This is a genomic window from Streptomyces sp. NPDC002520 (assembly GCF_053595235.1).
Genome location: NZ_JBSFXG010000014.1, coordinates 1 through 26,364 on the forward strand (window position 1 = coordinate 1; position 26,364 = coordinate 26,364).

Here is a 26,364-nt window from a genome sequence, read left to right on the forward strand (position 1 = left end):
CTCCACTCTTTTTTCCCCCCGCCCGCCTCCGGGGCCCCCCTCGACATGCGTCGAGGGGCCCCACTGCTGGTCAGCGCACCGGAGGTCGGACCAGGACGGTCAGACCTCGACGACGACCGGGAGGATCATCGGGCGCCGGCGGTAGGTGTCGGAGACCCACTTGCCGAGCGTGCGGCGGATGAGCTGCTGGAGCTGATGCGGCTCCACGACGCCGTCCTGGGCGGAACGCTCCAGGACCTCGGTGATCTTCGGGAGGACGTCCGCGAAGGCCGAGTCGTCGATGCCGGAACCTCGGGCCTGCACATGCGGGCCACCGGTGATCTTGCCGGTGGAGGAGTCCACCACCACGAAGACCGAGATGATGCCCTCGTCGCCGAGGATCTTCCGGTCCTTGAGGGCCGGCTCACCGACGTCGCCGACGGAGAGTCCGTCGACGTACACGTAACCGGCCTGGACCTTTCCGGTGATCTTCGCCTTGCCCTCGACGAGGTCGACGACCACGCCGTCCTCGGCGATGACGATCCGGTCGTGCGGAACACCTGTCATCGCGCCCAGCTCGGCGTTGGCGCGCAGATGGCGCCATTCGCCGTGGACCGGCATCAGGTTCTTCGGGCGGCAGATGTTGTAGAAGTACAGCAGCTCGCCCGCGGACGCGTGGCCGGAGACATGGACCTTGGCGTTGCCCTTGTGGACGACGTTGGCGCCCCAGCGGGTCAGGCCGTTGATCACGCGGTAGACCGCGTTCTCGTTCCCGGGGATGAGGGACGAGGCCAGGATGACCGTGTCGCCCTCCACGATCCGGATCTGGTGGTCGCGGTTGGCCATGCGGGACAGGGCCGCCATGGGCTCGCCCTGGGAGCCCGTACAGACCAGGACCACCTCGTTGTCCGGGAGGTCGTCCAGGGTCTTGACGTCGACCACCAGGCCCGGCGGGACCTTCAGGTAGCCGAGGTCCCGCGCGATGCCCATGTTGCGGACCATGGAGCGGCCGACGAAGGCGACCTTGCGGCCGTACTCCTTCGCCGTGTCCAGGATCTGCTGGATGCGGTGGACGTGGCTGGCGAAGCTCGCGACGATGATCCGCTTGCTGGCGCCGGCGAAGACCTGGCGCAGCACGTTGGAGATGTCGCGCTCGTGCGGGGTGAAGCCGGGCACCTCGGCGTTCGTGGAGTCGGTGAGGAGGAGGTCGATTCCCTCCTCGGACAGCCGGGCGAACGCGTGCAGGTCGGTGAGGCGGTTGTCCAGCGGGAGCTGGTCCATCTTGAAGTCGCCGGTGTGCACCACCATGCCGGCGGGGGTGCGGATGGCGACCGCCAGGGCGTCCGGGATGGAGTGGTTGACGGCGACGAACTCGCAGTCGAAGGGACCGATGCGCTCGCGGTCGCCGGCCGCCACCTCAAGGGTGTAGGGGCGGATCCGGTGCTCCTGGAGCTTGGCCTCGATGAGCGCGAGGGTCAGCTTGGAGCCGATCAGCGGGATGTCCGGCTTCTCGCGGAGCAGGAACGGGACAGCGCCGATGTGGTCCTCGTGGCCGTGCGTGAGGACGATGCCCTCGATGTCGTCGAGGCGGTCCCGGATGGACGAGAAGTCCGGCAGGATCAGGTCGATTCCGGGCTGCTCCTCCTCGGGGAAGAGTACTCCGCAGTCGACGATCAGCAGGCGGCCGTCGTATTCGAAGACCGTCATGTTCCGGCCGATCTCGCCGAGGCCGCCGAGCGGGGTGACTCGCAGGCCGCCCTTGGGGAGCGGCGGGGGCGGGCCGAGTTCAGGATGCGGATGACTCAAAAGACTCTCCTCACCACACGCGCCACGTACCGGTGGGCACGTGGCGCGCATGACGTTCGTGCAGAAGCAGTTGTCGTGGTGGATGCGGGCACCGGTGGCCCACGTATGCGGTTGTCGATTCAGTTGTGAAGTTCGGGTGGTGCCAAGTCTGTTGTCAGAGCTGTACCCCGCCAGCAGCAAGATCGATCTTGAGCTGGGCGATCTCCTCGGGCGAGCACTCGACCATGGGGGCACGCAGCGGTCCGGCGGGCAGGCCCTGGAGGGCGAGCGCGGCCTTGGTGGTCATGACGCCCTGGGTGCGGAACATGCCGGTGTAGACCGGGAGGAGCTTCTGGTGGATCTCGGTGGCCTTGACGACGTCGCCCGAGGTGTACGCGTCGACGAGGGCGCGCAGGTCCGGGGTGACGAGGTGGCCGACGACCGAGACGAAGCCGACCGCGCCCACGGACAGGAGCGGCAGGTTGAGCATGTCGTCGCCCGAGTACCAGGCGAGACCGGACCGGGCGATGGCCCAGCTGGCGCGGCCGAGGTCGCCCTTGGCGTCCTTGTTGGCGACGATCCGGGGGTGCTCGGCGAGCCGGACGAGGGTCTCGGTGCTGATCGGGACACCGCTGCGGCCCGGGATGTCGTAGAGCATGACCGGCAGGCCGGTGGTGTCGGCGACGGCCGTGAAATGCCGGTACAGGCCCTCCTGCGGGGGCTTGTTGTAGTACGGCGTCACGACCAGGAGGCCGTGGGCGCCGACACGCTCGGCCTCGCGGGCCAGCTCGATGCTGTGGTGCGTGTCGTTGGTGCCGACGCCGGCCACGATGTGGGCGCGGTCGCCGACGGCCTCCAGGACGGCTCGTACGAGGTCCGATTTCTCCGCGTCGCTGGTGGTCGGGGACTCGCCGGTGGTGCCGTTGACGATCAGGCCGTCGTTGCCTGCGTCCACCAGGTGAGCGGCGAGCCGCTGCGCGCCGTCGAGGTCGAGTGCGCCGTCCGCCGTGAAGGGCGTGACCATGGCGGTGAGGACCCGCCCGAAGGGGGTCTGCGGAGTCGAGGTCGGAGCCATGGGTAACACGCTACTCGGTGCTCAATCCGGGGTCTGCCCTTGGGGTGCCGGGAAAGTCAGGACAAATATGGAGCCCGGCACTGCCTGCTCGGGGGTTCAAGCAGTGCCGGGTCCGTTTGATCAGGCTAGATGAACTTCTCTAAATGCCGCAATACGGACACTTCGGGCGGCTGATCCGTACATCCGTTCCGCGAGGGGGAACAGGGCTTCGTTACGGGGCCACACGGCCGTTCGCATTGAAGGCGGCGTAGGTGAGCGGCATGAGCCGGGCCCACTCCTGCTCCATCTTCTCGCCGACCATCTCGATCTCCCGCTGCGGGAAGGACGGCACCTTGGCCAGCTCGTGCTGGGTGCGCAGACCGAGGAAGTGCATCAGCGAACGTGCGTTGCAGGTGGCGTACATCGAGGAGAAGAGGCCGACGGGGAGCACCGAGCGGGCGACCTCACGGGCCACGCCCTCGGCGAGCAGCTTCTGGTAGGCGGCGTACGCCTGCTCGTAGCTCTCGGCCAGGGTGCTGCTCACCGCCTCGTGCTGGGCCGGGGTGCCCTCGACGAAGACGTACTTGCCCGGGCGCCCCTCCTGGACGAGCTTGCGGGAGGTGTCGGGGACGTAGAAGACCGGCTCCAGCTCCCGGTAGCGGCCCGACTCCTCGTTGTACGACCAGCCCACGCGGTGCCGCATGAACTCGCGGAAGACGAAGATCGGGGCGCTGACGAAGAAGGTCATCGAGTTGTGCTCGAACGGGCTGCCGTGCCGGTCGCGCATCAGAAAGTTGATCAGGCCCTTCGAGCGCTCGGGGTCCTTCTTCTGCTCGTCCAGGGACTGCTCGCCGAGCGTGGAGACACGGGCGGCGAAGAGGACGTCGGCATCCGAAGCGCTGGACTTCACGAGCTCGACGGTGACGTCACTGCGCAGGGTGAGCGACTCGGGGGTGGTCACGAGGGTCCTTCCCATCACTTCTTGAGGTTCGCGCCCACTGTACGGGGGACGTCTGACAGTCCCGAACGACAGACCCGGACCACACCCCTGCCGTGGATTTTTTCGGACATGGGCACCTTTTGCGTCACTCGAGCGTCTGTATCGGTGAGGACCGCACATTCGACCCCCCGAGACGACCCCGAGTGGAGGCGTACGTTCCATGTTCCTCCCCCAGCTGCCGCCCGGAGGTGCCCCCGGGGAGCCCCTGCCGTTCGCCTTCCTGGCCGAGTCGGACAGGTTCCGCAGCGATGTCGCTCCCCCGCCCCGCCGGCGTGCGTCCGCCGGACGAATAGCCGGGCAGTGGCTGCTGGGGCTCACCATCGTGGCCGGGCTCGTGGGCGCGGTGATCATCGGTGCGCCCGCCCTGTCCACGCCGTCGAACACGCCCGCCCAGCAGTCCCAGGCCTCCCAGGGGCACTGACCCTTACGGACGCCCAAGGGTGGTGAGTGGCAACCCGGCCGGATAGCCTCACCGGGCACAGCCCACGCGAGGACCGAGTGAGGACCAGCCGTGCCCCTGCCCTTCCTGACGGCCGACCGCACCTTCGACGCGGCAACCGACAGCTCGCTGCCGTACGACGACCGAGACCGCTGGCGGCGCCCCTACCGCCCCGGCCCGTGGCGCGTGGGCGGGGCCGCGCTCGGGCTGCTGCTGTCCTCGTTCGTGCTGTTCGCGGCGGTCCTCATCGCCCTGACCGGATCGGCGTCCTCCGCCGCCGTGGTGCTCGCGCTCGCGCTGGCGGTCATCGCGTCCGCGCTGCGGGTGCTGCGCATGGGCGTGTGGGTGAGCGCGCGCGGGCTGCGTCACGTGTCCTTGCTGGTGACGCGCACGGTGCCCTGGAGGCGCGTGGTCGCGGTGCGCACGGCACAGCAGCCGGTGCGCTGGCTCGGCCTGCCCCGCACCGTGCAGGGACAGGCCCTCACGCTCGTCCGCAAGGACCGGGCCGTCGAGGACACCGAGCCGCTGCTCACCACGCACACACTGGACTTCCTGAACCGCCCCTCGGCCTTCGACCGGGCGGCGGACACCGTGGAGGCGTGGGCCGCGGAGTACGTGCGCCCCTGACCCCGACAGGCCATGACGCAGGGGCCGATCCGCTCGGTGCGGGTCGGCCCCTGCGTCGTGTCGTCCGGGTCAGGCCTGGACGGGCCGGCCGTCGTGCAGGGCGATGGCGCGCTGCATGGCCTTGCGGGCGCGCGGGGTGTCGCGGGCGTCGTGGTAGGCGACGGCCAGCCGGAACCAGCTGCGCCAGTCGTCCGGGGCCGCCTCCGTCTCGGCCTTGCGCTTGGCGAACACCTCGTCGGCCGAGTCACGCTCGATCCGGCCGCCGGCGGTGCGCCGCAGCTCGTCGACGGGCAGTCCGCCCTCCGCGTCGAGTTCGGCGGCGAGCTGGTTGGCCTTGCGGACGAACTGGGTGTTCTTCCACAGGAACCACAGGCCGATGACCGGCAGGATGAGCACCGCCACGCCGAAGGTGACGGTGAGCAGCGTGCCGGACTGGATGAGCATCACGCCACGGCTGCCGACCAGCAGGAAGTAGAAGAGCAGGACGGCGGCCGTGACGAGGTAGGTGATCTTCGCGCGCATGAGGTGTCCGGATTCAGCCCAGGTCGAGGAAGTTTTCCAGGCCGAACGTCAGGCCCGGGGTGGACACCACGCGGCGCACGCCGAGCAGGATGCCCGGCATGAAGCTGCTGTGGTGCAGGGAGTCGTGGCGGATGGTGAGGGTCTCGCCCTCGCCGCCGAGCAGCACCTCCTGGTGGGCCAGCAGGCCGCGCAGCCGTACGGCGTGCACCGGGACCCCGTCGACGTCCGCGCCGCGCGCGCCGTCCAGGGCGGTGACGGTGGCGTCCGGCGCCGGGGCGGTGCCGGCGGCCCGGCGGGCCTCGGCGATGAGCTGGGCCGTGCGGGTGGCGGTGCCGGAGGGGGCGTCCACCTTGTTCGGGTGGTGCAGTTCGACGACCTCGACCGACTCGAAGTACGGCGCGGCGATCTGCGCGAACTTCATGGTCAGGACGGCCCCGATGGAGAAGTTCGGGGCGATGAGCACACCCGTCTCGGGGAACTGGGCGAGCCAGCCCGTCAGCTGCGCGAGGCGGTCCTCGGTCCAGCCCGTCGTACCGACGACGGCGTGGATGCCGTGGCGCACGCAGAAGTCGAGGTTGCCCATGACGGACGCGGGGGTGGTCAGCTCGACGACGACCTGGGCGCCGGTCTCCGCCAGCGTCTCCAGCCTGTCGCCGCGCCCGAGGGCGGCGACCAGCTCCATGTCCTCGGCGGCCTCGACCGCCCGTACCGCCTCGGACCCGATGCGACCCTTGGCACCGAGGACCGCCACGCGCAGCTTGCTCATCTCTTGCTTCCTTACCGAAGACGGGTGTTAGGCGACGGCGTCGTGCAGCCGTGCGGCCTGCTTGTCCTTCAGCGGGCCGATGACGGACAGGGAGGGGCGCTGTCCCAGGATGTCGCGGGCGACCGACCGGACCTCGTCCGGGGTCACCGCGGCTATCCGGGCCAGCATGTCGTCGACGGACATCTGCTCGCCCCAGCACAGCTCGCTCTTGCCGATACGGTTCATCAGCGCGCCCGTGTCCTCGAGGCCGAGGACGGTGGAGCCCTGGAGCTGGCCTATGGCGCGGTTGATCTCGTCGTCGGAGAGGCCGTTCTCGGCCACCTGGTCGAGTTCGTCGCGGCAGATCTTCAGCACGTCGTGCACCTGGCTCGGCCGGCAGCCGGCGTACACGCCGAACAGGCCGCAGTCGGCGAAACCGGAGGTGTACGAGTACACGCTGTAGCACAGGCCGCGCTTCTCGCGGACCTCCTGGAACAGCTTGGACGACATGCCGCCGCCCAGGGCCGTGTTCAGAACACCCATGGCCCAGCGGCGCTCGTCGGTGCGGGCGAGGCCCGGCATGCCGAGCACGACGTGGGCCTGCTCGGTCTTTCGGCCCGTCAGCTCGACGCGGCCGGACGTGCGTATCGTACGGCTGCCGTCGCGCGGGGCGATGGGACGTGCGTCGAGGTCCTTGAAGGCGCCCGCCTTCTCGAAAGCCGCGCGCACCTGTCGTACGACCTTGTTGTGGTCGATGTTGCCGGCGCAGGCGACCACGAGGTGGGTCGGGTCGTAGTGCTTCTTGTAGAAGCGGCGGATGCGGTCGGCGGTGAGGGCGTTGACCGTGTCGACGGTACCGAGGACCGGACGGCCGAGCGGGTTGTCGCCGAACATGGTGTGCGCGAACAGGTCGTGCACACAGTCGCCCGGGTCGTCCTCGGTCATCGCGATCTCCTCGAGGATCGCGCCGCGCTCGACATTGACGTCGTCTTCGAGGATCAGCGAGCCCGTGAGCATGTCGCAGACGACGTCGATGGCGAGCGGCAGGTCGGTGTCGAGCACGCGCGCGTAGTAGCACGTGTACTCCTTGGCGGTGAACGCGTTCATCTCGCCGCCGACGGCGTCGATGGCGGCGGAGATGTCCAGCGCGGACCTGCGGTCGGTGCCCTTGAAGAGCAGGTGCTCCAGGTAGTGCGTGGCGCCGTTCAGGGACGGCGTCTCGTCGCGGGAGCCGACGTGCGCCCAGATGCCGAAGGTGGCCGAGCGCACGGAGGGCAGGGTCTCGGTGACGATGCGCAGGCCACCCGGGAGGGTGGTCTTACGGACCGTGCCGATGCCGTTCTGCCCCTTGATGAGGGTTTGGGTACGGGCGACGGCCCGCGCCTCCGAAGAGGTGCGGGCCGTCGCCTGCGAGCTGCGGGACGTCACTGGTCGGCGTCGTCCTTCTTCGTCTCGTCGCCGTCCTCGCCCTCGATCACGGGGATGAGGGAGAGCTTGCCGCGGGAGTCGATCTCGGCGATCTCGACCTGGACCTTCTGGCCCACACCGAGGACGTCCTCGACGTTCTCCACGCGCTTGCCGCCGGCCAGCTTGCGGATCTGCGAGATGTGCAGCAGACCGTCCTTGCCGGGCAGCAGGGAGACGAACGCACCGAAGGTGGTCGTCTTGACCACCGTACCGAGGTAGCGCTCGCCGACCTCGGGCATCGTCGGGTTGGCGATGCCGTTGATCGTGGCGCGGGCGGCCTCGGCGGAGGGGCCGTCGGCGGCACCGATGTAGATCGTGCCGTCGTCCTCGATCGTGATCTCGGCGCCGGTGTCCTCCTGGATCTGGTTGATCATCTTGCCCTTCGGGCCGATGACCTCACCGATCTTGTCGACCGGGATCTTGACGGTGATGATCCGCGGGGCGTGCGGGGACATCTCGTCGGGCCGGTCGATGGCCTCCATCATCACGTCGAGGATGTGGAGACGGGCGTCGCGGGCCTGCTTGAGGGCCGCGGCCAGGACGGAGGCCGGGATGCCGTCCAGCTTGGTGTCGAGCTGGAGAGCGGTCACGAACTCCTTGGTGCCGGCGACCTTGAAGTCCATGTCACCGAAGGCGTCCTCCGCACCGAGGATGTCGGTGAGGGTGACGTAGTGCGTCTCGCCGTCGATCTCCTGGGAGATCAGGCCCATGGCGATACCGGCGACCGGGGCCTTCAGCGGCACACCGGCGTTCAGCAGCGACATGGTGGAGGCGCAGACCGAACCCATGGACGTCGAGCCGTTGGAGCCGAGAGCCTCGGACACCTGGCGGATCGCGTACGGGAACTCCTCGCGCGTCGGCAGCACCGGCACGAGGGCGCGCTCGGCGAGGGCGCCGTGGCCGATCTCGCGGCGCTTCGGGGAGCCGACGCGGCCCGTCTCACCGGTGGAGTACGGCGGGAAGTTGTAGTTGTGCATGTAGCGCTTGCGGGTCACCGGAGAGAGGGTGTCCAGCTGCTGCTCCATACGGAGCATGTTCAGGGTGGTGACGCCCAGGATCTGGGTCTCGCCACGCTCGAACAGCGCGGAACCGTGCACGCGCGGGATGGCCTCGACCTCGGCGGCGAGCGTCCGGATGTCGGTGACACCACGGCCGTCGATGCGCTTCTTCTCCTTGATCACGCGCTCGCGGACCAGCTGCTTGGTCAGCGCGCGGTACGCGGCGGAGATCTCCTTCTCGCGGCCCTCGAACTCCGGCAGGAGCTTCTCGGCGGCGAGCGCCTTGACGCGGTCGAGCTCGCTCTCGCGCTCCTGCTTGCCGGCGATGGTGAGCGCCTGGGCCAGCTCGGGCTTGACGGCGGCCGTCAGTGCCTCGAAGACGTCGTCCTGGAAGTCCAGGAAGATCGGGAACTCGCCGGTCGGCTTCGCGGCCTTGGACGCGAGGTCGGCCTGGGCGCGGCACAGGACCTTGATGAAGGGCTTGGCTGCCTCCAGACCGGCGGCGACGACCTCCTCGGTCGGCGCCTCGGCGCCGCCCTCGACCAGCTTGATCGTGTGGTCGGTGGCCTCGGCCTCGACCATCATGATCGCGACGTCGCCGTCCTCCAGGACGCGACCGGCGACCACCATGTCGAAGACGGCGTCCTCGAGCTCGGAGTGCGTCGGGAAGGCGACCCACTGGCCGCGGATCAGCGCGACGCGGACGCCTCCGATCGGGCCGGAGAAGGGCAGGCCGGCCAGCTGGGTGGACGCGGACGCGGCGTTGATCGCGACGACGTCGTACAGGTGGTCGGGGTTGAGGGCCATGATCGTGGCGACGACCTGGATCTCGTTGCGCAGGCCCTTCTTGAAGGACGGGCGCAGCGGGCGGTCGATCAGACGGCAGGTGAGGATCGCGTCCTCGGAGGGACGGCCCTCACGGCGGAAGAAGCTGCCGGGAATCTTGCCGGCGGAGTACATCCGCTCCTCGACGTCCACCGTCAGGGGGAAGAAGTCGAGCTGGTCCTTGGGGTTCTTGGATGCGGTGGTGGCCGACAGCACCATGGTGTCGTCGTCCAGGTACGCCACGGCGGAGCCGGCGGCCTGCTTGGCCAGGCGGCCCGTCTCGAAGCGGATGGTGCGGGTGCCGAAAGCTCCGTTGTCGATAACGGCCTCGGCGTAGTGGGTCTCGTTCTCCACTAGCGTTTTCTCCTCGTCTTCGTCCCTCCTCGCCCGTGTGGCAGGGGGACGGTTGCGGAGCAGCGCGCCGGGCGGTGCGGGCCGGTCTTCGATCGAAGCACCCGGGGCTCGCTTTCCCCCGGGGGCCACTACCGAGGACCGGCGGCGGCTAGGCGCGCTCCTCCTCCTCGTTCTGTGTCGTGCTAATGCGTTCTGCTACCACACTACAAAGCGTGAGTGACACTCCGCACGTTTCCGCACATACAGCAAAGGGAGCGGCTCCCGATCCGTCACGGGAACCGCTCCCTCCATGGCGTCTTACTTGGCGCCCGCCGCACCGCGGCGGATGCCGAGGCGGTCGACCAGCGCACGGAAGCGCTGGATGTCCTTCTTCGCCAGGTACTGCAGCAGGCGACGGCGCTGACCGACCAGGATCAGCAGACCACGGCGGGAGTGGTGGTCGTGCTTGTGGGTCTTGAGGTGCTCCGTCAGGTCGGAGATCCGACGCGAGAGCATGGCGACCTGGACCTCGGGGGAGCCGGTGTCGCCCTCCTTGGTACCGAACTCGGTGATGATCTGCTTCTTCGTAGCGGCGTCGAGCGACACGCGTACTCCTCATAGTCTGTGAGTGCCACCGAGTGCTCCCGGTCTTCATCTCGGGAAAGCTTCCGTTACTCGGGAGGCGGGATCCGTCTGCACGCGGCCGCCGGGCCGGTGGGCTCCGGGGGTGCGTGCGGGTACGGCCGTCACTCAGGGTACCAGGGCCCAGGACCGCACCGTCCCGGGCCTCCTAGCCGACCATCGAGCGCACGTCCGTCAGCACGCCCAGCACCGCGAGGCAGAGCGGGGCCAGGGAGAGCAGGACCGTGCCCTCGGCGAGGTCGAGGAAGCGACCCCAGAAAGGGGACAGGCCCTTGCTCGGGATGATCAGACCGATCGCCGTGATCAGTGCGGCTCCGGCGGCGACGGCCGCCGTGAGCCAAGCGGTGCGCAGGTCGAGGGCGCCGCGGTCGTGGTGGAGGACGAATTCGGTGAGGGCGCCGGCGGGTGGGTTCAGGGCGAGGCCCACCAAAAGCAGCGCGATCGCCGCGAGACCGGCGACCAGGACGCAGGTCACCTGGGAGGTGTAGCGGAACAGGCGCGCGCGGATGAGCATGGCCAGGCCCGCGGCCAGAGCGAGCAGCTGCCCCCAGGTATTGGCGGAGAAACCGAGTACGGCGGCAGACGCGACCACCAGCGCCGAAGTGCCGCCGACCAGGCCCAGCAGCATCTCGTGGCCCCGCCGCGCCTGCGCGGCGATCCGCTCGACGTCCAGCGGCTCGGCGTCCGCCCCCTGAGTGGGGTCGGAGTCGTCATCCGTGGCTGCGCGGGGAGAGGCATAGCCGATGGGCAGCCGGGCGAAGCGGGCGGAGAGCCCGGGCAGAAAGGCGACCAAGCCGATCGCCACCGGGGCGCACACCGACGCGGCGCCGGTGGCGGAGGCGTCGGTGAGGAGAGCCGCGAAGGCGGCCAGGGTTCCGGCCGTGGACAGGAAAGAGGCCGCCACGAAGGGCGCGTCTCCGCCGGGCGTGAGCACCACAAGGGCGACCGACGCCAGCAGAACCGCCACACAGCCGAGCATGAACTGGAGTTTCCCCGGCCCCTGTCCTGCCGACGGGCTGATGACCCCTGAGCCCGCGATCATCAGCAGAGGCAGCGCGCCGAGCCCCAACGCGATGGCAGCAAGCCGGTCGCCGTACACGCGTGCGCGAACGCCGGCGAATGCGGTGAGCAGCACGCCAAGACCGGCGGCGATGATTCCGGGCAGCCCGTGCATGTCGTGACGGACGGGATCGGCAGACCAGAGGACGAAGCCGGAGAGCAGCAGGAGCAGGGCGCCACCGGCCAGGCCCGCGACGCGCAGCAGATCGTCGCTCCAGAGGTGTCGGTCGCGTACGACGGCGGAGGCGACGGCGTCGGAGACGTCGTCGTAGACCGTGGGGGGAAGGGACTCGGCGAAGGGGCGCAGGCTAAGGACCTCGCCGTCGAGGACCCGTTCGTCGGCGAGGGTCCTGGCGCTGTCGAGAACCCGGCCGTCACGACGCACGAGGTGGTATCCGGCCGGAGCGCCGACGGCCTGGGTCTGGCCTGTCAGGCGCAGGATCTCCGGGTAGATGTCCGCCACGGCGATGTCCACCGGGAGCGCCACATCGATGCGGCTGTCGGGTGCCACGACCGTGACTCTGCAGAATCCCGTCGCCGCTGTCGTACTCACCTTCACAGACCCCCTGTTCGCGGATGCGCACGCTCGGGCGTCACCCTACCGGGAGGCCGTGTCGGTGGTGACCAGTAGGATCGCGCAACAAGCGGAGGACAGCCGTCGCCACGGGGGTGCCGGTGATCAACCGATCGTCCCTACAGGAGGATTGACGCTCCGGTGAGCCAGATCGCCATCAAGCGCCCGCCACGCGCACTGCCGCCCGAAGTGCCCTCGGATGAGGTGCAATTGGAAGCTCCTCCCGAGCTGCCGCGCGGGCAGCAGGAGGGCATGCTGATGCAGGTCCTGCCCACCCTCGGTATGGGCTCTTCCGTGGTGTTCTACTTTGCCTCCCCCAACGCCCATCCGTTCATGCGGATCATGGGTGTGGTGATGCTCGTGTCGACAGCGGCGATGGTGGTCTCACAGATCGTCCGCTATCGCCGCGGTACGCAAGGGCAAATGGCCGATGTCCGCAGGGACTACCTCCGGTACCTGGCCCAGACGCGCCGCACGGTCCGCAAGACCGCACTGCGCCAGCGCGACGCACAGTTGTACCTGCACCCGGCACCGGACCAGCTGTGGTCGCTGGTGGCCGAAGGCAGCCGGGTATGGGAAAGGCGCATCGGGGACGAAGACTTCGGACAGGCACGAATCGGCCTGGGGCCGCAGCAATTGGCCACCCCCCTGATGGCGCCGCAGACCGCGCCGGTGGATGAGCTCGAACCGTTGTGCGCGGGCGCCATGCAGCGCTTCCTCGCGGTGCACGGCCAGCTGGACGGCCTGCCGGTGGCACTGTCGCTGCGGGCCTTCTACCACCTCACGGTCTCCGGTGATCCCGAGTGCGCCCAGTCCGCGGCACGTGCGCTCGTGTCCCAGACGACCACCCTGCACTCCCCCGACGACTTGATCGTGGCCGTGGTGGCCTCGAGGGGCACGGCAGCCCGCTGGGACTGGACGAAGTGGCTCCCGCACTGCCAGTTGACGGGGCAGTTCGACGGAGCCGGCACCCGTCGCCTGTTCGGCGACGACCTGGGCGAACTGGAGCAGTTGCTCGCGGCCCGCCTGGATGGCCGACCCCGGTTCAGCCGAAGCGGACATCCGCTGCTGGACCAGCCGCACGTTCTCGTGATCGTGGACGGCGGCGTCGTGCCGCCCACGTCCGCGTTCGCGGCGCCGGAGGGCTTGCAGGGTGTGACGATCGTGGAGGTCGTCTCCGGCGAGCTCGACCGACCCCGAGGCGACCTGTCGATCGTCGTGCGCCCGGACAGGCTATGGCTGGATTCCGGTGGAGGTGTCGCCTTCGAGGGTGTGCCCGACGGACTGTCGCTGCCCGCCGCGGAGGCGCTGGCCCGCCAGCTCGCCCCTTTGCGCATGGGCGGTGGGGACGATGACGAACCACTGCTCGCGAACCTGGACTTCACCGATCTGCTGAACCTCGGCGACGCTGCCTCCGTGGATGTCAGGCGCACCTGGCGGCCGCGCTCCATGCCGGAGCGGCTGCGCGTGCCGATCGGCGTCGGCGAGGACGGCCAGCCCGTCATGCTCGACCTCAAGGAGGCCGCGCAGGACGGCATGGGACCACACGGCCTGTGCGTGGGCGCGACCGGCTCCGGCAAGTCGGAGTTGCTGCGCACCCTGGTACTGGGCCTTGCGGTCACCCACTCCTCGGAGACCCTGAATTTCGTCCTCGCCGACTTCAAGGGCGGCGCGACGTTCGCAGGCATGTCGCAAATGCCGCACGTGGCCGCCGTCATCACCAACCTCTCCGACGACCTCACCCTGGTCGACCGCATGGGAGACGCGATCCGGGGCGAGCTGCAACGGCGTCAGGAGCTGCTTCGCGCGGCGGGCAATTACGCCAACATCCACGATTACGAGAAGGCACGCGCCGCCGGCGCCCCCTTGGAGCCGCTGGCATCGCTCGTTCTGGTGATCGACGAGTTCAGCGAACTCCTGACAGCCAAGCCCGACTTCATCGACATGTTCATCCAGATCGGGCGAATCGGTCGATCCCTGGGTGTGCATCTACTGCTCGCCTCGCAGCGCCTGGAGGAGGGCCGGTTGCGCGGCCTCGACACCTACTTGTCGTACCGAATCGGCCTGCGGACCTTCTCCGCGGCGGAGTCCCGGGCGGCCCTGGGTGTTCCGGACGCGTATCACCTTCCTTCCGTCCCGGGCTCCGGGTACCTGAAGTTCGGTACGGAAGAAATGGTGCGCTTCAAGGCAGCGTACGTATCGGGGACGTACCGCACGGGTGGCACTCAGGTCACGCAGGGAAGTCTGCCCATCGACCGCCGGCCCGCGTACTTCACGGCCTCGCCCGTACCGATGACCTATGCGGCGCCCGACCCGGCACAGCTGCAGACCCAGGCGGTGCGCGCGGAGGACGACGCACTGGCCGACACCGTGCTGGACGTGGTCGTGCAGCGGCTAGAGGGCCAGGGTGTTCCGGCCCACCAGGTATGGCTGCCTCCGCTGGACGAGGCACCGACGCTGGACCAGCTGCTGCCCGCGCTGGCGACCACCCCCGAGCGCGGCCTCCACGCGCCGGAGTACACGCGCCTGGGCGGACTGACCGTCCCGCTCGGCCTGATAGACAAGCCGTTCGAGCAGAAGCGCGAGTTGCTCTACCGGGACTTCTCGGGCGCGGCGGGTCACATGATGATCGTGGGTGGCCCGCAGTCCGGAAAATCGACGTTCCTGCGCACCCTGGTCTCTTCCTTCGCACTCACTCACACCCCACACGAGGTGCAGTTCTACTGCCTGGACTTCGGTGGCGGCGGCATGGCCGCCCTGGCGGACCTCCCGCACGTGGGCGGCGTCGCCTCCCGGCTGGACCCCGAGCGAGTCCGCCGCACGGTCGCGGAGGTGGCGGGCATCCTGAACCGCCGCGAGCAGTTCTTCCGCACGAACAACATCGACTCCGTCGCGACGTACCGCCGTCGCCGCGCGGCCGGCGAGTTGCCGGGCGAGCTGTGGGGCGACGTCTTCCTGGTCATCGACGGCTGGGGCAATTTCAAGACGGACTACGAGGGCCTCGAGGGCGTCGTCAACGACATCGCCGGCCGGGGTCTCGGCTACGGCGTCCACGTCGTCGTCTCGGCGTCGCGCTACATGGAGGTCCGCGCAGCCCTCAAGGACCAGGTTCTGGGCCGGCTGGAGCTGCGTCTGGGTGACGTGATGGATTCCGAGTTCGACCGCAAGGTCGCCATGAACGTGCCGGCCGGCGTGCCCGGCCGCGGGCAGGTCCCGGAAAAGCTCCACTTCATGACGGCGCTGCCGCGCGTCGACTCCTCCTCGTCGCACGACGACCTCGCCGACGCGACGGCGCAGTTCGTGCAAGCGGTGAAGGCCGCCTGGCACGGGCCGGCCGCGCCCGCGGTGCGCCTGCTGCCCCGCAAGCTGCCGGCGGACCAGCTCCCCAAGGGCTTCGAGTTCCCGCAGCACGGGATCGCGATCGGTATCGACGAGGCGAACCTGGAGCCCGTCTTCATCGACCTCGACACCGACCCGTTCCTCCTTGTCTTCGGTGAGAGCGAGTCGGGCAAGACCAACCTGCTACGGCTTATCGCCAAGCAGATCGCCGAGCGCTACACGCCCGCCGAGGCCCGGATCGTCGTCGGCGACTACCGGCGCTCGATGCTCGAGGCGGTCTCGGAGGCACACCTGCTCGAATACGCGCCCATGGCGTCGGCGATGCAGGTCCACATGGACGCGATCCGCCAGTTCATGGAGATGCGGGCACCGAAGCCTGACATCACACCCCAGCAGCTTCGCGATCGGAGCTGGTGGACCGGCCCCCAGCTGTTCGTCATCATCGACGACTACGAACTGGTGGCGACCAACTCGGGCAACCCGCTGAGCCAGCTGGTGGAGCACCTCCCCTACGCCCGGGACGTCGGCGTCAAGTTCATCGTCGCCCGCAGCGCGGCGGGCGCCTCCCGAGCCATGTACGAGTCCTTCATGCAGCGGGCGAAGGAGCTGGGAGCGCAGGGAGTGATCCTTTCGGGTGACCCGAGCGAGGGCGACATCATGGGCACCGTCCGAGCCCGTCCGATGCCGCCGGGCCGTGGCGTGTTCGTTTCCCGCAAGCGGGGGACGTCACTCATTCAACTGGGGTTGCTTCCGCAACGGCATTAGAGTGATTGACCAAGTGTTTATTCCGTTCGACCGAGCGGAGCGTACGGGGAAAGCGGGGAGGCGACCGAGGTGAGTTCGAGCGGGGGCGACGGGTCGAGGAGCGCTCCGGACACGGGCAAGTCCTTCGACAGCCTGTCCGGCGTGAACCCTCAAATGGCGCTGGACATCCAGCACAGCGCCATGAAGAAGTTCAAGAAGCGCGTCGACGAACTACTCCTCGACCTGGAGAAGTCGGAGGCCGCCCCGGGCAAGGTGGGCGACGACCGCCTCCCACGCACCCAGCTGGGCTCCTCCGACTTCAAGGAAGCACAGTTCCTCTACGACTCGTACACCATCGTCCACGACGAGTTGGAGAACCTCTCGAAAGCGCTGAGCGCCCAGATCGAGGGGATGGGGCTGGCTGTGCACGCGTCGCGGGTGGGCTACCAGAACCTCGACGATGACATCAAGGCGCGGATGAGGGCGGTCAACGCGGAGTCGGAGAAGTATTACGACGTTGATCGGGATCCGTATGCGTTGCAGCCGGACAAGTCGACCACTTCCGGCTCCGAGGGAACGAAGGAGCAGTGGTAGTGGGCGAGCAACCCAAGAGGCGAGAGCCACAGCTCGCCCGCACGGACTTCGAGTCCATGACGCACGAGCAGCTGGCAGCAATGCTCGATACCGCAAGCACGGCGGGGGCGTCGCACCTCTCCTCCAAGCTCTCCAAAGCTGCGTCTACGATCACCAAGATCGGCGACGACCTCATGAAGCACGTGAAGGGCCTGGAGTGGCAGGGCGAGGGCGGTGACGCCTTCCGTGACTGGGGTGGGCAGACAGCCAGCGCCACTCTGCGCCTGGGTGAGTATGCCGCAGTGGCGTCCCGCTGGATGGGCACGGTGTCCCAGGGCATCGCCGAGGCCAAGGCAGCGATGCCGGATGTCTCCGAGACGACCCAGGCCGAGAAGGACCTCATTAACGCCCACGACACGATCGCGGCGACCAAGCAGCCGGGTGCCCACAACGACCCCGACGCACAACAGTTGGCCCGGACAGCGAGGACGGACGCCGCGACAGCGCAGCAGCGGATGGACGCGGCACGGGGCGAGGCGATCCAGCAGATGCGGAAGCTGGCGCAGACGTACGAATACTCGGCACAGCAGGTGAGCAGTGTGACGCCGCCTACGTTCTCGCCGCCGGCGAAGCATATGGATTCCAGAGATTGGGTCGGAAGCTCCCAGTACGTCCCGGCGGGCTCTGGCGGGTACGTGGCAACCTCCAGGACCGACCTTGGCCCCAGCGGAGGCGCCACTGCACAGCACGGCACCCCTCACGTGGTTCGCCAAGTTGCCACTGAGCGAGTCACGCCAGATGTGACGAACCGGCACGTGCATCCTTCACAGCCCGCGTCTCTTGATCTTGACGGGGTGGACACGCTCCCTGAGAGCACGACGCCAACTCGCACACCGCCTACAGTCGTCCCGCACCAGGATGTACCGGTGCAAGGTCAGCCAACCTCCGTGCCGCCCATCTTCACCGGCGGTGACCGCGGTCCCAGTGCGACCTCCAGACCACGGTTCCCCACCCAGCCCCAGGTTCCGCAGATGACCGCACCTAGGGGCATTACGACCGGGCAGGCGCCCCGTCTCCCCCGCGAGACGGGCATCACGGGCGGGCGACCCGTGACATCCGTCCCCGGCCGGCCTCAGAACGGCATTCCGCGCGGAACGGTCATCGGCAATGAAAGCACCCAGGGCCGTACGGGCATGGCGCGTGGGGTCACGACAGGGGCTCCTGTCGAAGGTGGCGCCAGCTACACCAAGGGTCCGGCCAGCGGCCGTCGTCTGACATCCGAGACAGGCGGGGTCGTCGGCAGCAGGCCGATGCAGCAGGGCCGTGGCCGCGCACGTCCGTTCACGCCAGGAGGCTCGGGTCTCGTTCGCCCTGCGCCCAATACGGCCGAAGGCAGCCGCGCAGTGGTCGGCCGTACGGGTACGACGGCGAACCCGGGGCAGCCTTCGGACTCACGCAAGGACCAACAGCGGGGCCAGCGGCCGTACGACCTCGTCGAGGGCGAGGAGACGTGAACGCGTGACGACCGTCGGTCGCTTCCTCCGGTCGTCGACTGAGTCTGGCCAACCCCACATCCAGGAAGGCATATGCGTACCAGCAGGAAGCGAAGGCTACGGCCCCTGCCAACATTGTCGGCTGTTCTCGGCCTACTGCTTGTGGGCGTGGGTGCCGCGCCCGCCCACGCGGATTCCGTCCGGGAACGTCAATGGCACCTCGATGCCATGCACGCCCCGGAGATGTGGAAGTCCAGCACGGGTCGTGGCATCACGGTGGCGGTCATCGACTCCGGGGTCGACGACTCTGTGGCCGATCTCAAGGGCCAGGTTCTGAACGGCAAGGACTACTCCAGTCAGCGCGGCGATGAACACACTGATCTCGACGGCCACGGAACGGGAATTGCCGCGCTCATAGCGGCTACCGGGGCACGCGGTTCACTGAACGGCTCCTACGGCCTCGCCCCGGGTGCCAAAATCCTCCCCATTCGCATGCGTTACGCCACGGAGGACTACGGTCAGCTCGACAGCAAGGCCGAATTCTCCCGCGTTCTGAGCCAAGCCATTCGCTACGCGGCAGACAGTCGTGCCCAGATCATCAATATGTCCCTGGCCAGCTCCGACGCACCGGGAACGCACAACGTCGGAACCCCCGAACTGGCGGAATCCGTGAAGTACGCCCTTTCCAAGGGAAAGCTGCTGTTCGCCGGCGTTGGCAACAACGGGGACAAGGACAACTCCCTGATGTACCCGGCTGCCACACCCGGCGTGGTGGGTGTTGGTGCAGCAGACAAGAACGCCAAGGTTCTTCCGTTCTCGGAAACCGGTGACCAGGTCGACCTGGTGGCACCTGGATCGGACATGGTGCACGCCTGCCCCGGGGGATCCGAGGTCTGCAAGTCGAGAGGGACCAGCGACGCCGCGGCCATCGCCTCTGCCTCGGCAGCTCTCCTCTGGGCCAAGCACCCCGATTGGACCAACAACCAAGTCCTCCGAGTCATGTTGAACACGGCCAGCAAGCCATCGGGGGGCGAAAAACACAGCGACTACGTGGGCTACGGCGGCGTTCGGCCCCGTGTCGCTCTGGAAAACCCGGGCGGCCCTGGCCCCGCCGACGAATACCCACTCCCCGACCTGGCTGCTGCAGCCTCCGAGCCTCCGTCTCCCGGGGCGTCCGCATCCACCGGCTCGACAAGTGCCGGCAAAGCCGATAACAAACCAGGAGCCGCCGCATCGAAGGAGAGTAACGGAGACAGCACCCCACTGTGGATCGGGCTCAGCGTCGCAGGCGTAGCCCTCCTCGGAACCGCGATCACGTTCTCCGTGCTCCGAGCCCGTCGCCGTTCGGCTCCTGCGCCGATGCCGACCATTCCACCGATGCCGCCCACGTACGCGCCATACGGGCATCCGCAGCAGTTCCCGCGCTCCGGACCACCCCAAGGCCGCGTCACTAGCACAGCTCCAGCCGAGGGAGCGCAGCCCCATCCGGAACAGAACCCGTGAGCCTGCGAGGACGTACTCCATCAGTTGCCGGTGACAGTCAAGAGGACAGACATGTCGTTCGATGAAATGTGGGGGCAGGCCCGCAGCACGGCCGCTACCCGCCAGCAGAGCAGCATGCAACTCAATCATCTCGTGGCCAGCGGGGGCGGAGGAGGAAGCGATTCCGACTACACCGTGACGTCGTCGGAGCTGAAAGCCGTGGGCAACGAGGCCCAGGAGCTGTATCACCGGCTGGAGACTGACGCGTTTCACGCCGGTGCCCAAACAGGAACCGCGTCGACTGATCTGACCAATGACGGCTTCACGACTGGCCCAGCACTGTGCTCCGCATGGGACACATGGCGCTCACAAGCGGAAGCACTGCTGAGTGCATGTGCGCACATCCACAACCACCTTGAGGACACCGTCATCACACACGAGAACCATGAAGAAGTCCTCGTGACCAATCTCTCCGTCGAAGACATCGACAAGCACTTCAAGTGAGGCATTCATCGTGGTGACGTTTGACCATCTCATCCATGCCCGCTTTAAGGGCTTGCAAGATGCCGTCGATGACTGGTCAGAGACAGTCAAGAAACTGTCCAGCCTGCAAGAAAAGGCTGAGAACGGCATGCAACGGAAGGCTGAGAAGGCAGACTGGAAGGGCGAGAACGCCGGTATCACCCTACCGTTCGTCAAAAAGACAGCTAAGGAGTTCGGGGACGCCACCAAAGAAGCCGAGAGCATTCGAAACATCCTTCGCGATGCTCTGGCCGAGTTCAAGGCTGCGAAAAAACAGTTGAAGGACGTGATCAATGATGCCCCATCCAGAGGCATCCGCGTCGACCTCAACGGAGCCGTGAGCTATCTAGTACACCCAGACCGACGCGGCAAGAACTACCACGGTCCGGAGCCCAAGCAAGCTGACTTCGACAAAGTAAACGCCGACATAAAGGCTGCGCTCGACAAGGCGAGCCATGCTGACGAAATCGCCTCCCGGGCGCTGCGAAAACTGGTCGGAAAGGACGAAAATAACTTCTCAGGCACCGACTATGACTCGCTTAAGCAGGCTGGCAGGCTGCAAGATGCCGAGGATGCTCGAGCGGCTGCGAAAATTGTCGCGAAGGGTGACAGCGCCACGTCCGATGAAATCGCCCGCCTAAACAAGTACCTCACGGACAACGACAGCGATCCGTACTTCGCGGAGCGTTTCGCACTCGAGGTCGGAACAAAAGGCACCCTCGCCTACTGGGCAGATATGGGCGACCCGAGCGACGCATCGCGATTGGCCATGGACCACCCGAAGCAAATCGCAGAACTCCAAAAGAACTGGAGCCTCACGCTAGCGAGTGCGTCACACTCCGACAGCCCGGACATGGCCAAGTGGAAGGCAGACATGATCAAGTCCGGCGACGACTATGTGCGCTCGCGCGGAACATCTGCGTACGGATTCCAGATCATGAGCAACCTCATGCGTGATGGCTCATATGACTCGAAGTTCCTGCACGATTATGGAAATGCTGTCTTTGCCACGGAACGCCGCTTGACTCATGAGGGAAAGCTGAAACCAGACCAAGCCTGGCATACACCTGTTATGGGGATGATTCCGAAGCTCAACTGGGACGGAAAGGGTGTCGGAGAGGATCCGATGACCGGATTTATGGAGGCACTCGGACACAACCCCAAGGCGTCCACCGAATTCTTCAACAGTAAGCTCGACCTCACCCCCGACAATACTCATGACCACAAAGACGTCGACGCGTTCAAGTACTTCACCCATGATCGCGACTGGGTAAAGGACAACACACTTGACGGCCTGACCGACAAGTACGGCTACGAGAGCCTGGGGCACGCGTTGGAATCCGCGACCTTGGGCCATGCTTACGACGACCCGACGCCTCAACTCGTTCGCACTGACGAAAGTGCCAAGGTGATGGAGAAGGTAGTTGAAGCGTACGGCGATCCCACGCACCTGAAGAAGGAAGAAGCCCTGTCGGGGAGTCTCGGTCGAATGACCGCAGGTTACATCGACGACGTCAACTGGGCCCTGAACGAGAACCGGACGGACAGCATGTTTGCTCCTGGTCACGGGGCACATGGGCACGCAGAGTTCGGGATGGACGGTGCGAGGAAGTTCCTCAGCGCGCTCGGCCAGCACCCGGATGCGTACTCCGAGGTTGCAAACGCCGAACGGATCTACACATCGGCGGGAATGGAGGCTCAGGTCGACGCCAATGGCCACATCCATGAGCCCCGCGTCCGTGAGGCACTGCGAACCGGCGCGGAAGTCCAGGGCATGCTCGACCAAGCCCGGGCTGACCAGGTCCAGGCCGCAGGTGTGGCGAAGGACAAGGAGTACAACGATGCATTGGAGAAGCGAGCATCCTGGATCGAGTTCGGTGCCGGGGTCAGCATTGCTGCAGGTGCAGCCTTCCTCCCTCCGGTGGCTGCAGCAGGTGTGGCCGGCACCCTGATCCCGCTCGGCATGGAGCAGGGGCAGGCACTCTTGGAACAGGCAATGGGGGATGCGGTCGGAGACTGGGCCGAGTCTGATCAGAAGGACAGTGGAGACGACACTCAAAAGCAGCGAAACGAAATCTTCAAGACCGGTGAGTTCAATGCAGGCTATCCGATGAATGAATTCCTGAATCGTCATCACATTAATCCAGACGACAGTAATTTTGCCCAAACCCTAGAGACCGACATGATCGCCGGATATGGTAAGGGCACCGACCGTGAGAGCCAACAGGGGGTTCGCCCTCAAGCAGGCGGCTGACAAGGAGGCGAAATGACCCGTGTGCGTACGACAGCAGGCATCCTGGCCCTTTGCTTCCTCACCATTGCTGGAGCCTCCGCTTGCCAGTCTGGCAATAGTGAGAAAGATACAGAGTCCAACCGGACGGCCGACATCAACTGCGACGGCTCCTTGAATAGTTCGGCCATAAGCGCCACGAGGAAACTGCTTGGGTCAGAGTCCTTTATTACTTCAACTGGTGATGGCGGCGCTGCCAGCACAGCAAAGGATATCGTTTCCGAATACCGCACTCATGGAATCAGCGGGGGAAAAGAGGCTGGGCTCTGCTGGATCTATAGCTCCAAGAAAGACCTCAGCGACATAACGATCTCCTTCGCCTTCTCAGGCGAAGTTCCACAGAGTGACAAGGTAGCCTCAACATTCACTCCGTATCGCCTGGGCGCACTGGCACTGACCAGCACACAGCGAGCAGTCATTTATATGAAATGTTCCAGTGTGAAGTTCGAGTCCGACGGCAGCAGAGAGACGTTCGTGCTTCGCGGTGAGACGAACAACCGCTACGAGCCCGAAGGCTCATCTTTCGAAGCGCAAAAAAACAACCTTATCGTCATGCACTCTGCCAGCCTTGCTCTGGCCAGGGCGCTGAGATGCGAAAACAACGGAGGACTCCTGAGCGAGTTCAAGATGCCAGCCAAGGCCTAATGGCCTCCGATTCACAATCGAATACCCTGCCCTTCCTCCTCACCACCCTCCTTGTGATTCTTGGCCTCGCCAATCAGCGCAAGCTCTACTGGCGCTTCACGGCGTTGCGTTTTTGAAATCCTGAAGCCGATGAATCCTCGGATGCTGTCTTCGTGTGGCAGCGTGGGCTGCTGTTCGTTGCGGCTGGGGTGTTGGTGCTTCAGGACTGCAACGCGATGAACCCGCACAGATGGAGGTCGCCGGTGAGTAACTCTCGTGCTGCCGCATACCGTCGCGGAGCAAACGCAGCAGATCGTATAGACGGAGGTCGCCGATGAGCCGTTTTCGCGTTGACATTCTTGGGACAGCACTTCTTGTGATTGCCTGCACTGGATGCGGGGAGAACAAGCCGCTCCAAGGGGCGGCGGGGCTGAAAAAGGCGTGCGGTGGGATTCTGGACTCCGCGGCGGTCAAGGAGGCCAAGACGAGCGAAAAATTCAGTCGCGCATACGATGCCTCCACCTCTCAAGAATCACCTACTGCTGCCGCGAAAATTCTGCTGGCTGAAGATCATGCTGCCTATGCATGCAAGATCGCCGTTGATGACGCCCCCGCGTCCGGGAGTGCTGGCTTGTGGATCAAGTTCACACCAGGACTGGAAAGCCTCTTCCCGGAAGAGGAGAACCGGAGTTTCAGTTCCTATAAAGCCTACAAGCTCGGTTCAGGTATGCAGGCAACCACCGAATCAGGGAGCGCCGACGTGTACTTCCCGTGCAAGCTCAGGGATCAGGACACGCCCCTTTCGGTGACGGGCAGCCTCTACAACGATCTGGATCTCTCCGTGAAAACGAGGTTCAGGACTCTCTTCCGCTCCTCTCTCCACATGGCGAAGCTCCTCAAGTGTGAGAACAAGATCAGCTTTCCATCGCCGGAAGAGATGAAGCCCCTTCCCCTTGACAAGAGTTGACACCTTCCGTGTCCGTGCCCCTTTACATCACCGAGACAGCCGCAGTGAGACAGACCTACGCCGTAAATCCGAAGCGAAGCTTCACTGGCTCGTCGCCTCCGCTACCCCGGGCTTCCGCACCAGTTCGCAAGTAACCCAACGTCGTGGGCGGACGGAGACACTACGGACAAGATCAACGACAAGCTCGGAGAATCGGCCGAGTGGAAGAAGTTCGGCATCGGCCAAGGCCTCGGCTTGGCAACGGGTCTCGTGCTTCTCCCGATAGGCGGGCCAGCCGTTTCCGCTGCGGCAGCATTTGTCGTCCCCACTCTGGTCGAAGGAGCAGCTGGAGCTGCAGAAACACAGTGGGGGATCGAGGTCGACAGGGAGACCAAGGAAAAGAAGCTGATCTCTCTAACAAGAAGCGCATGAAGGAACATCCGGGCGATAAAACGGAAAGCGTCCTGAACGCGTACGATCGCGGGGCGAATACAAGTGATCGCACAGACGGAGGCCGACGGTGACGCACTACCGAATTACTGTTCTTTCTACGGCACTACTCATTTTTGCCTGCGCTGGATGTGGAGGCGACAAACCGCCCCACGGGTCCGCCGCTCTGGAACGGGCGTGCGACGGCGTTCTGGATTCCGCAATGATCAAGGAGGCCCAGAAGAGCGAGAAATTCAGTCACGTATACGATGCGACGACCTCGGGTAAATCTCACACATCTGCCGTAAAGACTCTACTCACCGAAGATCATGCCGCTTACGTATGCCAGATCGCCATCGACGATGACCCGACACCTGGCTCTGGTGCCCTGTCGATCAAATTTACGCCAGGCGAAGGAAGGCTGTTCTCGGAAGAGCAGACTCATAGCATGAGCTCATACAAGGCGTACAAACTCGGCTCAGGCATACAGGCTACCATCGAAGCAGAAAGTGCCGACGTATATTTTCCGTGCAATCTGAAGACTGAAGATACTCCACTTTCCGTGACGGGGAATATTTATAATGACCTGGATCTCTCCGTCCAAACGCGGTTCAGGACTCTCTTCCGCTCCTCCATCAAGATGGCGAAGCTTCTCAAGTGTGAGAACAAGATCAGTTTTCCATCTCCAACGGAGATGAAACCCCTTCCGCTCAACAAGAGCTGACACCTTCCATCGGAGCGGAGACAGTCCACTACCGCCCGCAGAAGCGCCGACCAGGCCCATGGCACGTGCGCGGGGGCCCGCTCTCAATCCACCGTGCGGGAGACCGCGGCACGGAGCGCCCCGGTCGAGTACTGGGTCCTCGGCGACAGCTTGCGGTTGAGTGCTTATTACTGCCCGTTCGCCAATGACAGTGAAATCAAAGACGACGGTGCATACGGAGGCTTCGAAGAGCCCTCCGGTTCCCAGAATTTTGTGGCGTGGGTCACCGCAGCCTGCACGGGTGCGCAAGCATGGGGCTCTACACCGTGACCCCTACCGAGGGATCTGGAAGAGTCGCCATCATCTCCTTGTGGGTTCGAGGGTGGGGCAGAAGAAAAGAAGAAGGAGGCAGCGTTCATCACGCTGCCTCCCTCCTTGCTTGCCGGTGCAGAAGGCTTCAGCCGCCCATCAGCATCCGGAACCGCGCCGCGTTCCCCTTGTCCGTGTCCTGGTAGCCGATGACCGACTCGTCGAGGAGCTTGGCGATGTGGGCGAGCTTCTGGCCCATCTGGGCCATTTGCTCGCCGCTGTCCCGCTGGATCTCGATGTAGGCCGTCTTCGCCTCGCCCTCCCAGGTCTCGGCCACGGCCTTGACCCGGCCCATAAGGTGCTCCAACTGCTCCGACAGATTCTTGGCAGTGTTGCGGACATCGGTGGCGGCCTGGGTGACCGTGTCGAAGTTGACTGCTGTGCGGTCGGCTGCGTGGCTCATGATGGGTATCTCCCTCGTGGGTGCGTCGGGCTCAGGCGAGATCGGTGATGCGGCTGGTGACCTGGTAGGAGTTGTCCACCTTCCGGATGTGGGAGATGCGCTCCTGCTCTTGGTCGCTGAATCCGCCGACGCTGGCCCTCATCGCCTCCTCGAGGTCGACGAGATCGTCCTGGAGCTTCTTGAGGTGCCGGTTGACGCCCTGCTGAACGGTGTCGAACTCCTTGCCCGCGGCGCCCTTCCAGCCGGCCTGGATCATGTCCACGACGCGGTTGAGTGAGGTGATGCGCTCGCTCACCTGGCCGTGGAAGTCGCGGATGTCGTTCGCCAGACCGGTGAGCGCATCTGCGCTGAGGTCAACGCCCGAAGCCATACGTTCTTGCCTCCTCTTGCAGCGACGG

22 protein-coding genes are annotated in these 26,364 nt (G+C 66.0%); 11 read left to right on the forward strand and 11 right to left on the reverse strand.

What is annotated here, in order from left to right; all coding sequences use genetic code 11:
• Positions 1–99 precede the first annotated feature (99 nt).
• From ACWD5D_RS20670 to thyX, 3 genes are all read right to left on the reverse strand, one after another.
• Complete coding sequence (locus ACWD5D_RS20670) at positions 100–1,785, reverse strand: ribonuclease J (protein ID WP_451374180.1); 1,686 nt, start codon at positions 1,783–1,785, stop codon at positions 100–102.
• Between the two features lie 154 nt (positions 1,786–1,939).
• Positions 1,940–2,839, reverse strand: coding sequence for a 4-hydroxy-tetrahydrodipicolinate synthase (gene dapA, locus ACWD5D_RS20675; RefSeq protein ID WP_451374181.1), 900 nt, complete (start codon positions 2,837–2,839; stop codon positions 1,940–1,942).
• 211 nt (positions 2,840–3,050) lie between these two features.
• Positions 3,051–3,794 carry an FAD-dependent thymidylate synthase gene (gene thyX, locus ACWD5D_RS20680; RefSeq protein ID WP_451374182.1) on the reverse strand — a complete coding sequence of 248 codons (744 nt, stop codon included), beginning with the start codon at positions 3,792–3,794 and terminating at the stop codon, positions 3,051–3,053.
• A gap of 184 nt (positions 3,795–3,978) precedes the next feature.
• Here thyX and ACWD5D_RS20685 point away from each other — a divergent pair, with 184 nt between their 5' ends.
• Entirely contained in the window at positions 3,979–4,239 is a 261-nt protein-coding gene (locus ACWD5D_RS20685) for a hypothetical protein (RefSeq protein WP_451374183.1), read from the forward strand.
• 90 nt (positions 4,240–4,329) lie between these two features.
• Positions 4,330–4,884, forward strand: a complete 555-nt coding sequence (locus tag ACWD5D_RS20690) for a hypothetical protein (protein WP_451374184.1) — start codon at positions 4,330–4,332, stop codon at positions 4,882–4,884.
• Positions 4,885–4,953: 69 nt separating this feature from the next.
• Here the strand turns inward: ACWD5D_RS20690 and ACWD5D_RS20695 are convergent, their stop codons facing one another.
• From ACWD5D_RS20695 to eccD, 6 genes are all read right to left on the reverse strand, one after another.
• The gene (locus ACWD5D_RS20695) at positions 4,954–5,406 is read right to left on the reverse strand and encodes a hypothetical protein (RefSeq protein ID WP_451374185.1); all 453 of its coding nucleotides are present in this window, start codon (positions 5,404–5,406) and stop codon (positions 4,954–4,956) included.
• Positions 5,407–5,419: 13 nt separating this feature from the next.
• Positions 5,420–6,172 (reverse strand): 4-hydroxy-tetrahydrodipicolinate reductase, encoded by a 753-nt coding sequence (dapB, locus tag ACWD5D_RS20700; RefSeq protein ID WP_451374186.1) that lies wholly within the window; start codon positions 6,170–6,172, stop codon positions 5,420–5,422.
• Positions 6,173–6,199: 27 nt separating this feature from the next.
• The gene (locus ACWD5D_RS20705) at positions 6,200–7,579 is read right to left on the reverse strand and encodes a M16 family metallopeptidase (RefSeq protein WP_451374187.1); all 1,380 of its coding nucleotides are present in this window, start codon (positions 7,577–7,579) and stop codon (positions 6,200–6,202) included.
• Complete coding sequence (locus tag ACWD5D_RS20710) at positions 7,576–9,795, reverse strand: polyribonucleotide nucleotidyltransferase (RefSeq protein WP_451374188.1); 2,220 nt, start codon at positions 9,793–9,795, stop codon at positions 7,576–7,578. The genes ACWD5D_RS20705 and ACWD5D_RS20710 overlap by 4 nt, the downstream gene beginning before the upstream one ends.
• 297 nt (positions 9,796–10,092) lie before the next feature.
• Positions 10,093–10,380 (reverse strand): 30S ribosomal protein S15, encoded by a 288-nt coding sequence (gene rpsO, locus ACWD5D_RS20715; RefSeq protein ID WP_005479656.1) that lies wholly within the window; start codon positions 10,378–10,380, stop codon positions 10,093–10,095.
• A gap of 184 nt (positions 10,381–10,564) precedes the next feature.
• On the reverse strand, positions 10,565–12,028 hold the full coding sequence (gene eccD / locus ACWD5D_RS20720) for a type VII secretion integral membrane protein EccD (protein WP_451374189.1): 1,464 nt from the start codon (positions 12,026–12,028) through the stop codon (positions 10,565–10,567).
• A 162-nt stretch (positions 12,029–12,190) separates the two neighbouring features.
• On the opposite strand from eccD, the gene eccCa reads away from it, so the two are divergent.
• The 9 genes from eccCa to ACWD5D_RS20765 all read left to right on the forward strand — a co-directional run bounded on the left by eccCa (position 12,191) and on the right by ACWD5D_RS20765 (position 25,215).
• The gene (eccCa, locus tag ACWD5D_RS20725) at positions 12,191–16,153 is read left to right on the forward strand and encodes a type VII secretion protein EccCa (protein WP_451374190.1); all 3,963 of its coding nucleotides are present in this window, start codon (positions 12,191–12,193) and stop codon (positions 16,151–16,153) included.
• A 69-nt stretch (positions 16,154–16,222) separates the two neighbouring features.
• Complete coding sequence (locus tag ACWD5D_RS20730; protein ID WP_451374191.1) at positions 16,223–16,726, forward strand: hypothetical protein; 504 nt, start codon at positions 16,223–16,225, stop codon at positions 16,724–16,726.
• Between the two features lie 56 nt (positions 16,727–16,782).
• The gene (locus tag ACWD5D_RS20735) at positions 16,783–18,219 is read left to right on the forward strand and encodes a WXG100 family type VII secretion target (protein ID WP_451374192.1); all 1,437 of its coding nucleotides are present in this window, start codon (positions 16,783–16,785) and stop codon (positions 18,217–18,219) included.
• A 72-nt stretch (positions 18,220–18,291) separates the two neighbouring features.
• Complete coding sequence (mycP, locus tag ACWD5D_RS20740; protein WP_451374193.1) at positions 18,292–19,701, forward strand: type VII secretion-associated serine protease mycosin; 1,410 nt, start codon at positions 18,292–18,294, stop codon at positions 19,699–19,701.
• Positions 19,702–19,752: 51 nt separating this feature from the next.
• Positions 19,753–20,184, forward strand: a complete 432-nt coding sequence (locus tag ACWD5D_RS20745) for a hypothetical protein (RefSeq protein ID WP_451374194.1) — start codon at positions 19,753–19,755, stop codon at positions 20,182–20,184.
• 10 nt (positions 20,185–20,194) lie between these two features.
• Entirely contained in the window at positions 20,195–22,456 is a 2,262-nt protein-coding gene (locus ACWD5D_RS20750; protein WP_451374195.1) for a DUF6571 family protein, read from the forward strand.
• A 12-nt stretch (positions 22,457–22,468) separates the two neighbouring features.
• A complete protein-coding gene (locus ACWD5D_RS20755; RefSeq protein WP_451374196.1) occupies positions 22,469–23,137 on the forward strand; it encodes a hypothetical protein in 669 nt (222 codons plus the stop codon).
• Positions 23,138–23,450: 313 nt separating this feature from the next.
• Positions 23,451–24,083 (forward strand): hypothetical protein, encoded by a 633-nt coding sequence (locus tag ACWD5D_RS20760; protein ID WP_451374197.1) that lies wholly within the window; start codon positions 23,451–23,453, stop codon positions 24,081–24,083.
• A gap of 499 nt (positions 24,084–24,582) precedes the next feature.
• Positions 24,583–25,215: a hypothetical protein gene (locus ACWD5D_RS20765; protein WP_451374198.1), complete on the forward strand. Its 633-nt coding sequence runs from the start codon at positions 24,583–24,585 to the stop codon at positions 25,213–25,215.
• Positions 25,216–25,651: 436 nt separating this feature from the next.
• Here ACWD5D_RS20765 and ACWD5D_RS20770 read toward each other — a convergent pair whose 3' ends face one another.
• The gene (locus ACWD5D_RS20770) at positions 25,652–25,966 is read right to left on the reverse strand and encodes a WXG100 family type VII secretion target (RefSeq protein WP_451374199.1); all 315 of its coding nucleotides are present in this window, start codon (positions 25,964–25,966) and stop codon (positions 25,652–25,654) included.
• A gap of 31 nt (positions 25,967–25,997) precedes the next feature.
• On the reverse strand, positions 25,998–26,336 hold the full coding sequence (locus ACWD5D_RS20775) for a WXG100 family type VII secretion target (protein WP_451374200.1): 339 nt from the start codon (positions 26,334–26,336) through the stop codon (positions 25,998–26,000).
• Positions 26,337–26,364: the final 28 nt, after the last annotated feature.

What these genes read in the sequence shown, in the direction of transcription:
- dapA (WP_451374181.1), bottom strand. Translation starts at nt 2,839, where the DNA reads ATGGCTCCGACCTCGACTCCGCAGACCCCCTTCGGGCGGGTCCTCACC.
- thyX (WP_451374182.1), bottom strand. Translation starts at nt 3,794, where the DNA reads ATGGGAAGGACCCTCGTGACCACCCCCGAGTCGCTCACCCTGCGCAGT.
- ACWD5D_RS20685 (WP_451374183.1), top strand. Translation starts at nt 3,979, where the DNA reads ATGTTCCTCCCCCAGCTGCCGCCCGGAGGTGCCCCCGGGGAGCCCCTG.
- ACWD5D_RS20695 (WP_451374185.1), bottom strand. Translation starts at nt 5,406, where the DNA reads ATGCGCGCGAAGATCACCTACCTCGTCACGGCCGCCGTCCTGCTCTTC.
- dapB (WP_451374186.1), bottom strand. Translation starts at nt 6,172, where the DNA reads ATGAGCAAGCTGCGCGTGGCGGTCCTCGGTGCCAAGGGTCGCATCGGG.
- ACWD5D_RS20735 (WP_451374192.1), top strand. Translation starts at nt 16,783, where the DNA reads ATGACGCACGAGCAGCTGGCAGCAATGCTCGATACCGCAAGCACGGCG.
- mycP (WP_451374193.1), top strand. Translation starts at nt 18,292, where the DNA reads ATGCGTACCAGCAGGAAGCGAAGGCTACGGCCCCTGCCAACATTGTCG.
- ACWD5D_RS20745 (WP_451374194.1), top strand. Translation starts at nt 19,753, where the DNA reads ATGTCGTTCGATGAAATGTGGGGGCAGGCCCGCAGCACGGCCGCTACC.
- ACWD5D_RS20755 (WP_451374196.1), top strand. Translation starts at nt 22,469, where the DNA reads ATGACCCGTGTGCGTACGACAGCAGGCATCCTGGCCCTTTGCTTCCTC.
- ACWD5D_RS20760 (WP_451374197.1), top strand. Translation starts at nt 23,451, where the DNA reads ATGAGCCGTTTTCGCGTTGACATTCTTGGGACAGCACTTCTTGTGATT.
- ACWD5D_RS20770 (WP_451374199.1), bottom strand. Translation starts at nt 25,966, where the DNA reads ATGAGCCACGCAGCCGACCGCACAGCAGTCAACTTCGACACGGTCACC.
- ACWD5D_RS20775 (WP_451374200.1), bottom strand. Translation starts at nt 26,336, where the DNA reads ATGGCTTCGGGCGTTGACCTCAGCGCAGATGCGCTCACCGGTCTGGCG.